At 69.8% G+C, this 11,294-nt stretch carries 9 protein-coding genes and 3 pseudogenes; 5 read left to right on the forward strand and 7 right to left on the reverse strand.

Annotated elements, in window-relative coordinates; all coding sequences use genetic code 11:
- Positions 1-94 precede the first annotated feature (94 nt).
- From ACIRA5_RS53325 to ACIRA5_RS53345, 5 genes and pseudogenes are all read right to left on the reverse strand, one after another.
- Positions 95-1,059 (reverse strand): annotated as a pseudogene (locus tag ACIRA5_RS53325) (IS481 family transposase).
- 271 nt (positions 1,060-1,330) lie between these two features.
- Complete coding sequence (locus ACIRA5_RS53330; protein ID WP_403705876.1) at positions 1,331-2,548, reverse strand: PP2C family protein-serine/threonine phosphatase; 1,218 nt, start codon at positions 2,546-2,548, stop codon at positions 1,331-1,333.
- 371 nt (positions 2,549-2,919) lie between these two features.
- Positions 2,920-3,876 (reverse strand): PfkB family carbohydrate kinase, encoded by a 957-nt coding sequence (locus ACIRA5_RS53335; RefSeq protein ID WP_403705896.1) that lies wholly within the window; start codon positions 3,874-3,876, stop codon positions 2,920-2,922.
- Positions 3,877-3,878: 2 nt separating this feature from the next.
- Positions 3,879-5,348, reverse strand: a pseudogene (locus tag ACIRA5_RS53340) (purine-cytosine permease family protein).
- 64 nt (positions 5,349-5,412) lie between these two features.
- Positions 5,413-5,979: pseudogene (locus ACIRA5_RS53345) on the reverse strand (ADP-ribosylglycohydrolase family protein); the annotation flags it as partial.
- A gap of 207 nt (positions 5,980-6,186) precedes the next feature.
- Between ACIRA5_RS53345 and ACIRA5_RS53350 the strand changes: the two are divergent.
- Positions 6,187-6,588 (forward strand): hypothetical protein, encoded by a 402-nt coding sequence (locus tag ACIRA5_RS53350; protein ID WP_403705879.1) that lies wholly within the window; start codon positions 6,187-6,189, stop codon positions 6,586-6,588.
- 177 nt (positions 6,589-6,765) lie between these two features.
- Positions 6,766-7,401 carry a replication-relaxation family protein gene (locus ACIRA5_RS53355; protein ID WP_403705882.1) on the forward strand — a complete coding sequence of 212 codons (636 nt, stop codon included), beginning with the start codon at positions 6,766-6,768 and terminating at the stop codon, positions 7,399-7,401.
- A 153-nt stretch (positions 7,402-7,554) separates the two neighbouring features.
- Here the strand turns inward: ACIRA5_RS53355 and ACIRA5_RS53360 are convergent, their stop codons facing one another.
- A complete protein-coding gene (locus ACIRA5_RS53360) occupies positions 7,555-8,088 on the reverse strand; it encodes an AAA family ATPase (protein ID WP_403705899.1) in 534 nt (177 codons plus the stop codon).
- A 396-nt stretch (positions 8,089-8,484) separates the two neighbouring features.
- On the opposite strand from ACIRA5_RS53360, the gene ACIRA5_RS53365 reads away from it, so the two are divergent.
- Together ACIRA5_RS53365 and ACIRA5_RS53370 are read left to right on the forward strand one after the other, a co-directional pair.
- Positions 8,485-8,946, forward strand: coding sequence for a transposase (locus ACIRA5_RS53365; protein WP_403705885.1), 462 nt, complete (start codon positions 8,485-8,487; stop codon positions 8,944-8,946).
- The gene (locus tag ACIRA5_RS53370) at positions 8,943-9,299 is read left to right on the forward strand and encodes a DUF6262 family protein (protein ID WP_403705887.1); all 357 of its coding nucleotides are present in this window, start codon (positions 8,943-8,945) and stop codon (positions 9,297-9,299) included. The genes ACIRA5_RS53365 and ACIRA5_RS53370 overlap by 4 nt, the downstream gene beginning before the upstream one ends.
- Positions 9,300-9,496: 197 nt before the next feature.
- Here ACIRA5_RS53370 and ACIRA5_RS53375 read toward each other — a convergent pair whose 3' ends face one another.
- Entirely contained in the window at positions 9,497-10,480 is a 984-nt protein-coding gene (locus tag ACIRA5_RS53375) for a serine hydrolase domain-containing protein (RefSeq protein WP_403705890.1), read from the reverse strand.
- A 371-nt stretch (positions 10,481-10,851) separates the two neighbouring features.
- On the opposite strand from ACIRA5_RS53375, the gene ACIRA5_RS53380 reads away from it, so the two are divergent.
- Positions 10,852-11,067 carry a hypothetical protein gene (locus ACIRA5_RS53380; protein ID WP_403705893.1) on the forward strand — a complete coding sequence of 72 codons (216 nt, stop codon included), beginning with the start codon at positions 10,852-10,854 and terminating at the stop codon, positions 11,065-11,067.
- The last annotated feature ends 227 nt before the right edge of the window (positions 11,068-11,294 follow it).

An 11,294-nucleotide genomic window follows, 5' to 3' on the forward strand; every position in this document is an offset into this window, starting at 1 on the left:
AACTCTTCCGGATAAGGCTTGGGCACAGCAACATCCTTCCCACCCGCCCCACAGGGCAAGCCAGTTCAGATGTCACCCGATCGTGCAGCAGACCCTATTGACCCGACGGGTTGTTGACTCGGGTGATGGGTGGCTTGCCGCTGAGTGCGGTGTGGCAGCGATGGTAGTTGTAGCCGTGGAGGAAGTCGTCGAGGGCTGCGGTGCGTTGGTCGTTGTTGGTGTAGGGCCGTAGGTAGGCCCACTCTTCGAGCAGGGTGCGGTTGAAGCGTTCGACCTTGCCGTTGGTCTGCGGGCGGTAGGCACGAGTCAGCTTTCCGGTGGCGTTGATCTCGGCCAGGGCCTGTGTCCAGGCCAGGCCCTTGCGGTAGGCCCAGGCGTTGTCCGTGAGTACGCGCTCGACGCGGGTGATGCCGTGTGTGTGGAGGAACGCGGCCGCGCGGGTGAGGAAGCCTGCGCAGGTCGCGGTTTTCTCGTCGGTGTGGATCTCGCTGTAGGCGAGGTGGGTGTGGTCGTCGACGGCGGAGTGGATGTAGTCGAAGCCCATGCCGTGGACCGGGCGCCCGGCCTGGCGTCCATGGACTTTGTGTCCGCCGCCGTCGGGGATCCGCCGCCGTCGGGGATCCGCCCGAGTTTCTTCACGTCCACGTGGATGAGTTCGCCCGGGCGGTCGCGTTCGTAGCGTCGGATGACGGTGCCGGTGGGCCGGTCCATCCAGGCGAGGCGGTTCAGGCCGTGGCGGGTCAGGATCCGGTGGACGGTCGAGGCGGGCAGGCCCAGGACCGGGCCGATCCGGGCGGGCCCGAGCTTGCGTTCCCGCCGTAGTTCACACACCCGGGCCTCGATTGGGGGCGGGGTGCGGTGCGGCGTCGTCCGGGGCCGGCTGGAGCGGTCGGCCAGGCCCGCCTCTCCCTCCGTCCGCCACCGATGGACCCGCTTGTGGGCCGTGGCCCGCGAGATCCCCATCTCGGCCGCGACATGGGGGACCGGACGACCGGAACGGACACGTTCAACCAGCAGCCGTCTCCCGAAGACGGTCAGCCGGGCATTACGGTGGGACACGAAGACCTCCGTGCGGTGTGTTCCTAGACAGCTCCACCACACCGGAGGTCTTCGCCTTGATCAAGCACCGGCGAGTGTCAACAACACTCGTGATCAATACACCTAGGCCGCCGCACAGAGACGCATTGAGTTTCCTCGGATTCCCAGCCCGGGCTCCACGACGTGCAGGTTCGTCTCGAGGTTGCCCATGCCGGGGGAGGGGGTGCCGACCGAGTACCCGGCCCGGCTGAAGACGGAGCACGAGCACAATGAGGCTCGGCGCGCTACCGCATCACCGGTGCTGCGGCCGCCATTCGAAGAGCAGGATGGTCACGTCGTCCCGCAGTTGGTTGCGCTGGTAATCGAGGATGGCGTGGATGAGCAGCCGCAGCACCTCGGCCGGGCGCTGTCCGGCGGCGGAGGAGCGGATGATGAAGTCGGTGAACCGGTCAAGGCCGAACTCCGCACCGTCCGCGTCGCGAGCTTCCACGACACCGTCGGTGTAGAGCAGGACGCAATCGCCCGGTTCCAGGGTCGCCTCGTGGACCTGCCGGGCTGCCGGGGCGAGTGGGCCGGCCAGGCCGATCGGCGGCTGTGGGGGGCTGTCCAGCGCCCGGCTGAGCACCCGCTCGGCACGGATCAGCAGCGGTGGGGGGTGACCGCAATTGACCCAGCGCAGCACCCCGGTCTCGGCGTCGAGCCGGCACAGCACGCCGGTGCAGAAGTGGTCGGGCAGCCATTGGGCGAGCGCCCCGTCGACGGAGCCGACGACGTCGGCCAGGTCGGCACCACTCCGGCGGGCGTTGCGCGCTGCCGCCATGGCGACCGAGGTGGTCAGGCCGGCGGTCAGATCGTGACCCATGGCGTCGAGGATCATGGTGTGCAGGATGTTCTTGGCGACGGAGTGGTCGAAGGCGTCGCCGGCGATGTCGTACGCCGGTTCCAGGACCGCGGTCGATACGCACCTGCTGCTGCCGATGGTGCGGGGTGGCAGGAAGGCCCGCAGCATCTCGGCGGGCAACCGCATGGTCGCAGTGCGGGTGCGGGCGGCGAGCCAGTCGCTGTAGGCGCGCTTGGAGGTGATCAGCATGGCGAACAGATGGGCCAGCATCCGGCTGCGGCGCATCCGCACCCCGTCGAGCGAGGCGGTCCGCACCGCCAGCACGCCCAGCCGCTCTGCACCGTCGACCAGAGGCATCCAGAGGATCAAGCCGTCGTCGGCCTCGGACACCCGCGGGGAGACCGTGCGGTACGCCCAGCCGGCCGACGAGCGGTCCACCGGGAGCGGCTCCAAAGCCTCGCCGAGTGGGATGAGCAGCTGTTGTTGCAGGTCGACGAGGTAGATCAACGCGGTGTCCAGGCCGAGGGCGCAGGCGCACCGGTTCGCCAGAGCGGGCAGTTCGACTGGCAGGGCAGTCTGCGCCTCGATGATCAGCTCTTCCAGCCGATTCTCGTCGACGGCGGTGTCGGGACCGGAGGACGCGTGTGGTGGGTCCGATACGGGGATCACCCCTTCCGCGCCCAGTTTCACACCGATCCCGCCCTCTCTCACGTCAGCCCGTGGCGAGAGCGACGCCAGGGCGGTCAGCTGAGCTCGGCCGATTGAACGGGCGTCCCGACTCGACGGGCCGCTGCCTCGCCGCTGTCGACACCTTCCTCGCCGACCGGACAGAGGAGAAGCGGGTCGCAGCCCGCGCAGCGTTCCTGGCCATCCCGACATCGCAGCGCCCTGTAAGCAAACTGGGAGGGGAAGCGTGAACGCAGACCAGGAGATCCGAGCCGCCGCCCTGAACGCTGCGGCCGTCCTGTACGGGCAGCTGGCAGCCAGGTCCGTCACGGAAGACAAGGCAACGAGGCGTAGCACGCCGACGTCACGGTGTCTTAACCGAAGAGCAGTCGTTCGAGGGGGTCGTCGCCGAGGAAGCGGGCCAGTTCCGCGCGGTCCGGTGCGGTGGCCGGGCCACTTCCGGTCACCGCGTAGGCAGCGGCGGCGTTGGCCCCGCGGGCGGCGGTCAGGGGGTCCTGTCCCTGCCCGAGCAGGGCGAGGAACGAGCCGACATGCGCGTCCCCGGCGCCGTTGCTGTCCACCGCCTCGACGGGGAACCCCGGCACATGCACCGGCGCTTCGCCGGGGGTCGCCAGCCAGCAGCCGTCCTTGTCGGCCCGGACGAGCACCCCTGCGCCTGGCGCCAGCCGGTTCCGCAGCGCCATGGCGGCGGCCCGCGGGTCCTCGTGCCCGGAGAGCAGCCGGGCCTCACGGGCGTTGGCGCTGAGCCAGTCCGTGCGGGCCAGGACCGGCGACAGCACGGCCTCGGGGATGTCGGCCACCAGCGGCGCCGGGTCCAGGCAGACGGTGACGTCAGTCGGCAGCCCGGCCGTGAACGTGGACAGCAGCGGACCGTTTCCCGGCAGCACCAGCCCGTAGCCGGAGAGCTGGAGCAGGTCGCCGGGGCGTAGCTGCGCGGCGACGGCGTCGACGTCCGACGGTGCCAGGGCGGCCTCGACGCCGAAGCTGGTGACGAAGGTACGCTCGCCCCCGGCGTCGATCAGAGCCACGGTGAAACCAGTGTCGCCGTCCGTACGGGCGGGCAGCAGCGGCACGATGTGCTCGGCCGCGAGCGCCTCCCGAACCGGGTCGCCGTGCGGGCCCGTGCCATGCAGCCCGGCGAAGACGGCCTCCGTGCCGAGGCGCCGGGCCGCGACGAGGGTGTTGAAGCCGCCGCCGGCGGTCGTCTCGGTGCGGGTGCCGATGACGTCGCCGCCGCGCTCGGGCAGCGCGGGCACCTCGATGACCAGGTCGGCGATGACATTGCCGGCGAGGACGAGTCGGCGGGTCATCATCAGGCCTCCTGAAGAGCGGGCGAGATGGTTGCGTCGTCGCTGTCCGCGGGGCCGGGGCGCCAGCCGAACAGCGCGTACACCGCGGCGCCGACGGCCATCGAGATGGCCCAGCCGAGCCCGTTCTCCCCGAGCCAGGTGTCCGAGAGCGGACCCGCGAACTACACGTCGGTGTCGCTGGTCGATGCCTTGGTGAAAAGCAGTCCGGCGACGATGGCGGCGGCCCAGCCGGCGACGGCGGGGAGCCGGAAGCCGCCCGAGTACCAGTACCGGCTGGTGCGGGTGGTGTCCATCAACGCTTCGGAGTCGTAGGTGCGGCCCCGCAGCGAGTCCACCGCGATGACGCCGATCCAGGCCGAGATGGGCACGGCCAGCAGGGTCAGGAAGGTGGAGAACGGCCCGTAGAAGTCGTCGGCGATCAGCATGAAGTAGATTCCGCCGGCGAACATCAACACCACGTCGAGGGTGACGGCGGCGGCCCGCGGCACCCGCAGCCCGAGGGTGATCATCGTCAGGCTGGCCGAGTAGGTGGAGAGGTGGTTCGACATCAGCAGCCCGCCGAAGGCCGCGATGAGGTAGGGGATCGCCATCCAGGAGGGCAGCATCGCGTTGATCGCGGCGACCGGGTCGGAGGCGGTGGCCAGGGACTTGTCGTCCGCCGAGAGCAGCGAACCGAGCGAGATCAACAAGACCAGCGGGATGCCCGCGCCGAACGCCGAGGCGGTGATCAGCCGGCGGCCCGGGTTCGTGCGGGGCAGGTAGCGGGCGTAGTCCGCACCGGCGTTGGCCCAGCCGATGCCGGTGCCCGAGGCGATGAACCCGATGCCCGCGATGACTCCGCTGACCGGGCCCGCCGGGGTGTCGAGGACCTTGGCCCAGTCGACGGTGGCGACCAGGAAGCCCATCACGACCAGGTTCAGCAGGCCGAAGACGACCGTGGCCCACTTGTTGATCCACATGATGGTGGCGTGGCCGAGGCCACTGATCAGCAGCGTGCAGATGATGAAGACCAGCAGGCAGACGACCGTGAGCACGGTGTTCTGGCCGACGCCGAACACGGTGTCCAGCAGCGCCAGCAGCGCGTACGCCGCCGTGGTGGTGGAGATGGTCTCCCAGCCGACCCGGCTCATCCAGCTGATCAGGGTCGGCCCCGCGTTGCCGCGCTGTCCGAACACCGAGCGGGAGAGGGTCAGGGCGGGCGCGCCGCCCTTTTTGCCCGCCAGGCTCAGGGCACCCACCAGCGCAAAGGAACCGAAGGCCCCGACGACGGCGACGAGCACCGCTTGCCAGACGTTCAGCCCGCGGAAGGCGACGAGCGTCGCGCCGAGGGGCAGTCCCAGGATGCTGATGTTGGCGGTGAACCAGGTCCAGAACATCTGTCCGGCCCGGCCGTGCCGTTCGCCGTCGGGAACCGGCTCGATTCCTCGGGTCTCAATGGTGCCGACGCGATCGCTCGTCTTCGAAGCGGTCATGACGGAACCTCCTTGCGATGTGCGGGGAGCGGGCGGTGGGAGAGGGGAGGGCGGTGCGGCCCGTTCAGCGCAGGGCGAGCAACTCGTCCGTCAGGGCTTCCAGGTCGAGGGAGTTGACCGTGCGGAGGGTCTGTACGGCCTCGGCAGGCAGCGCCGCGAGGCCGGTGACCGACCCGGCGACGGCACCGGCGATCGCGCCGATGGTGTCGCTGTCGCCGCCGAGGTTGGCGGCGAGCAGGGCGGCCCGCCAAGGGTCGCCGTCGGCCACGGAGAGGACCGCGAACGCGGCGGGCACAGACTCCTGGCTGGCGACGCTGGTGCCGACCAGCGTGACGATCCGGTCGAGGGCCTCGGCCTCCGGGAGGCCCCGAACCAGGTCCCAGGCCCACGCGACACGGGTGGCTATGTCGGCCCCTGCAACCCAGTGCCCGCGCCGGGCGCCGGCTCGCGCCGCGCTCACCGCGGCGGCCACGGCCTCGTCCATAGTGCCACCGCCGACGCCCGTACTGACGGCGGCGGCGACCGCGGCGGCGCCCGCGATGCCGATGTTCGTGTGAACCATGGCGGTCTTTGTCCATTCGCGGTAAAGGCCGCTTTTGGCTGCAGAGGTGGCCGGGCCCGCCGTACCTACCGCTCCGTCAAACAGCTCCCGGGCAAACAGGCTGCGACCGCGCTTGAGCAGCTGTGCGCGGTGGAGTGGGCAGCGCGAGGACTGGAATCCGACTGCACACGGTGCGGGCAGAAGACATTCGTTCGGCTACCGGACACCACCAGTGCCGCAACCTGCGCTGGCTGCGGAGCATCTGCGCGCTACACCAGCATCGACACCGGTCCCATCGTGTTGTACCGGCTGAACACCTTCATTGACCAGGCTGCAGACCTGGGCGTACTGCCTCACCTGATGACCATCGCGGCGCGCGTCGAGCAGCACCCCACCTCACACCTCCTTCCCGGCATCGACCTCCGCTTCGAAGGCGGTGTGAGGGGCGAGGCCGACGTCTACGGTATTCGGCAGGGCAAAGTCGTCGCCGGCGAAAGCAAAACCAGCCCCCGCGACTTCGACGCAACCCAGATCGAGCACGACATCGACACCAGCGCCCGCATTGGCGTGGACATCCATCTCATGGCCTCGGTCCACCCCATCCCCGAGGACACCCGCAATGCCGCCCAGGCCGCATGCGAGCAAAATGGAATCGAGCTGCTGGTCCTCGACCAAGAACACCTGCGCCCCACCCAATGACGCCAGCCTCCAGCGCCGCCCGCGCGAGTTCCTCCTCGCGCAGCAGGGCTTCGTGGCCGTCGGGTTCGGCCGTGATGTGGGGGTGATGTGCAGGCTTCGGAACCACTGGTCGGCTGCCGTGCGGACGGGTCCCTGTCGCGAGAGGACGAAGGTCTGGTCGGGTCCGATCCGACCGTCGTGCGACTGAAGATCGGCCGCGCGCTGACGGTGACCGAGACCGCGCTCCTCTTCCTCGAGGGCGCCCGCCGCCGCGGCGAGCTGTGCCGGCCGCTTGACTGGATCTGCGAGGTCCACGATCCGATCGGGAGCGGCGAGGCCGTCATCCCTGACGCGCTCCGGTACTACCTGAGCGGCCCCGCCGACGGCGACGACTGGGCGATGCTGCGGGCGTTCGTGGAAGTCGACCGGGCCACCATGGGCCCCGAACGCCTCGCCGCGAAGGTGACCTCGTACGAGCGCCTCTACCGCTACGTGCCCGCGGTCTCGGGACGCCGGCCGGCCCTCCAGGAGCCGGCGCTGGAGGAGTGGCGGCGGCGCTACCCGCTCTTCCCCCGTGTCCTGTTCGTCCTGGACGGCATCGGTCCCGCCGGTGTCGAGAACCGGATCCGCGCCCTGCGTGGGGGGGCCGGACTGCTGGCGCCGTCCCGCTTCCCCTGCGACGTCCCCGTCCTGGCGGCGCCGCTGGCCGACCTGCTCCAGTACGGCCCCCTCCGCACCCGTGTGGCGTCCCGGCCCCGGCCCCGGCCCCGGCCCCGGCCCCGGCCAGCGAGTCTCCTGGACCGGACGTGTGTTTCGGTAGACGTAGCGCGCTGACCAGCCGTGGTCGGGGGTGAGTGCGGCACAGCCAACCCCATGGTCGGGGCTGGGCGCAGCGTGGCCGCACCTGTGGTCGGCCTCATGGCCGGGGCAGGGCCGGCGCGGCTGTGACGGCACGCAGGTGCACCATCTGTCGCAACAGTGCCCCGGTCAGCGGTCCACAGCGGGCAGGTGGACCAGGCCGGTGTCGTTCATGATGCGGTCGACGGTCTCGTGCAGGGCGCTGTCGGCGCCGATGACCGTCTCGATGGCGCCGGGCAGCAGATCGCGCGCCCGGTACCAGTCGCGCAGCTGCGTCTCGCTGACGTCATCGGCGATCGGCTTGGTGGCGTGCCGGGCGAGGGTTTCGCCGAACGGCACGTCCAGGTAGTAGCCGTGGGTCGGGCCACGGTGATCGGCGCGCAGCTGCGCGAGCATGTCGCCGTAGCGGTCGGCGCAGAGGATGCCTTCGACCACGACGTGGAATCCGGCGTCCAGGGCGTAGCGGGCGGTCAGGTCGATCAGGCCGATGTTCGCGGCGCCGGGCCGGTCGCGCTCTCGGAGCACGATGCGGCGGAGGTTGTCCTGGCCGACCAGGGCCAGGCCGCGGCCGAACCGCTCGCGCAAACCGGCCGCGACGGACGACTTCCCCGAGGCGCTGTTACCGCGGACCACGACCAGCCGGGTTTCTTCGGTGCCCACCATCACGGCGGTCACGTTATCGACGGCCGGTGACAGCGCCGGGGCGTTCCGGGACGGTGCCGTTTTCGACGCCCGGACGGGTGACTCTTTCCCTCGCGTACGCGAGGTGGCGGCCACCGGGCCCTGGGCGATACGCGTGACGTCATCGGACGGCTGGAGGAAATGGCCGCCTACCCCAGCCCCTTCGACCGCATGGAGGAGCCCGCCGCAGCGTGACAACGACAGGCCACGCCCGGCTTTCAGACCCTAGGGTGATCTCCTGCCCGATGCCTCTGCCGCTTGGAGGAGAGCATGCTGGAACTGGCCCTGTAGGCCACGCAGTTACCGGAGGCGTCGTGACTCAGGCTGACCAGTGGGGGCGCTGGCGCCCACAGTCCCACTCCGGCGAAGAGACCAAGCGTGTCCGGACCTGGTACCGGCGTGTGGCCTGCCCGCCTGCGGATCGATCAGGTCTCCGTCCTCTACGGCATCTGCGTCGAGTCGAGCAACGTCAAGGCCGGCGGCCACGGCTGCCCGTTCCGGTTCCGCTGCGTGGGCTGCGATCACTTCCGCACAGACCCGTCGTACTTGCCGGAGCTGCGGGCCTACCTCGACACGCTTCTGCGGGACCGCGAACGCCTCGCCGCTACAACGGAGTTGGATGACTGGGCACGCACCGAGTCGACCCCGTCCGAAGAGGAGATCAAGCGCATCCGCACCCTGTTCCGCCGCGTCGAGAGCGACCTCGAAGGACTCACCGACGACGAACGTGAGCAGATCAAGGAAGCCACCCGGACCCTGCGCAAGACCCGCACGGTCTCCCTTGGCATGCCTGGAGTCCGGGCACCTGAGCCGAACCTGCGGCTGGAGCACGACGCATGACCACATCACCGGAGCACCTGGTCAAGGCGCAGGCTGCGGACTCCGAACGCAGTCGGTCCCGAGTCCTCAAGGCCCTCGACCAGCTCGCCGCCAGCGGCGAGGAGATCAGCGTCTCCGCGGTCGCCCGCGCCGCCGGCGTTCACCGCAGCCTGATCCACCGTCACGGCGACCTGCATGCGGCCGTTCTCGCTCGCGCGGGCGAGCCCCCGCCCGGCGCAACGACGGGCACGCAGGTCAACAGGCGGTCGCTGCTGGCCGACGTCGCGAACCTCACGGCCCGCAACAGCCGCCTGTCCACGCACATCACCCGCCTCGAACGACGCCTCTCCGAGGCCCTGGGGCAAGCGGCTTGAGGAGCCTCCGGCCTCGGCGCCCCGGCAGACGTCGAAACGCTCATTCGCCGGGTCACCGAGTGGGAGCAGCAGATCTTCGACCTCCGCGCGGAACTCGCCGAACGGGACGAGGACCTCACCGCCGCGCGGGCGGCCAACCGCGAGCTGATGACCCAGGTCAACCACTGACCGTGGCACCCGGAGCTCAGCCCGAGGTCTCAGGCGGCGAAGTCGTTGACCGCCTTGGCAATGTCGTCCCCGGTCAGGGGCTGCTGCATGTCGCTGAGCAGTCGCGCCAAGGCGGGTAGGGCAGTCTCCTGGTTGGCGAGGGCCACGCTCACGTAGTCCCGGTCCGGGATCAGCACCATGGCAGCCCGGTAGCCGGGTAGCCGTCCGTTGAGATACATCTGACCCGAGGGAGCCAGGGCCCACCCCAACCCGTAGGCCATGGGGTCGTCGGACCGGGTACGCGAACAGCGGATCTCTTCCAGGAGAGCCCGGTCGGCGAGCAGTTCCTCGCCGACGGCCAGGAGCTCGGACACCGACGACCACAGGCCCCCGCTGGGCCGACGGGTGCGCGGATAGCCGAGCAGTGGGAGTTCAGTCGTGCCGTTCCACCCGGTGACGGACGCCGCCGCGGTTTCGAAACCTGTCCGTTCAAGGCCCCAGCGGTCGAGGAGGGCTCCCTCCAACGCGTTCTCGAACGTCGTGCCGCTCAGGGCCGCAAGGATCGAGCCGGCCAGGAAGTAGTTGCCGTTGTAGTAGGACCACCGCTCGCCGGGCTCCCGCTCGTTCCCGGCGCTGACCACGAGGCGGGCGGCTTCCAGCAGCGCGCCGTCCCCATCGCCCAAAGCCTTCACGGTTGCCGCGTCCACCGATTCACGCAGGCCAGAGACCTGCCCCAGAATCTGCTCGACGGTGAGGCTCTCGTCGGCCCGCCAGTCCGGCGCAAGACTGGGAAGCAGTTCGATGACTGGTACGCCCAACGGGACACCGTTCTCCCGCAGCACGCGGACCAGCGCCACGGAGGTGAAGACCTTCGTCAACGACGCGATACGGAAACACGATTCCGCCGTCACCTCGACCGTTCCCCGGGTCGCCGTGGTGCGTGCACCCGCCACCGACGAACCCACCGCTACCGCCGGGACATCGTGAAGACTCGTCTGTTCTTCTATCAACTCCTGAAGATTCACAGTGAGCATCGTATTGACGGCGTTTCCGGACCCTCGAGCGCGGTGGCACCGGCCGGGGCAGCACACCGGCGAGACGGGCGCCGAGGGACTGCCGGAGGAAAACGCGCAGGAGTTCGCGGCGGACACGTGAATACTCCTGATGCAATCAGGCCGCTACGTGCGACACGTGTCGCACACCTAGGCGGTAGCCGGCGCACACCACTGAGCTCGACAGTCATCGCGCTGACTGAACACCCTCGCTAATCCGCCCCAAGAGAAACGACATGGCGGGCTCGTGCGTGTTCACTGTGTGCTGTTCCACCATGAGGGAGTTGATTGACCTGGTCAGGGACCGCGCAGAGAAGCGCGGCCGCCGGAGCGGACGATCGTACGATGACCGTGTGACAGCCCGCCGCACCCTTGGCCCCGGCCCCGAGGCCGCGCACAGCATCCGCGCCGCCCAGGCCGACCTACTCGACTCCCTCCCCGGAGTCCGTCTCCCCGACCTGGAGGAGCTGTGGGTCCGCGGCGTACTCGGCGCCCACCCCGCAGCCATCCCGCCCCCGCGCCGGACCCTCGGAGCAGGCGGCCGCGCCGACGAGGAAAAGGCACGGTGACTACTGCAACGCCACCAGCTCGTCGGCCCCGTCCAGGAGTACACCGAACGCGTCAAGCCATGTCTTACGTGAGGCAAGAACTCGTTGGGCTCGGTCATGCCCGCGTTGGAAGGCTGTGGTCGGAGGTTCGCGCCTAGTAGGACTCCGTTAGGTCTTTCTGTCGGCCGTGTTCAGCGGCATGCTGAGTGTGTGGACGCACATGAAGTGAACCGTGCTCGGGCGCAGTT

Source organism: Streptomyces sp. NPDC096311 (genome assembly GCF_044763085.1).
In the GTDB taxonomy this organism is placed as follows: Bacteria; Actinomycetota; Actinomycetes; order Streptomycetales; family Streptomycetaceae; genus Streptomyces.

What these genes read in the sequence shown, in the direction of transcription:
- ACIRA5_RS53335 (WP_403705896.1), bottom strand. Translation starts at nt 3,876, where the DNA reads ATGACCCGCCGACTCGTCCTCGCCGGCAATGTCATCGCCGACCTGGTC.
- ACIRA5_RS53360 (WP_403705899.1), bottom strand. Translation starts at nt 8,088, where the DNA reads ATGGTGGGCACCGAAGAAACCCGGCTGGTCGTGGTCCGCGGTAACAGC.
- ACIRA5_RS53370 (WP_403705887.1), top strand. Translation starts at nt 8,943, where the DNA reads ATGACCACATCACCGGAGCACCTGGTCAAGGCGCAGGCTGCGGACTCC.
- ACIRA5_RS53375 (WP_403705890.1), bottom strand. Translation starts at nt 10,480, where the DNA reads ATGCTCACTGTGAATCTTCAGGAGTTGATAGAAGAACAGACGAGTCTT.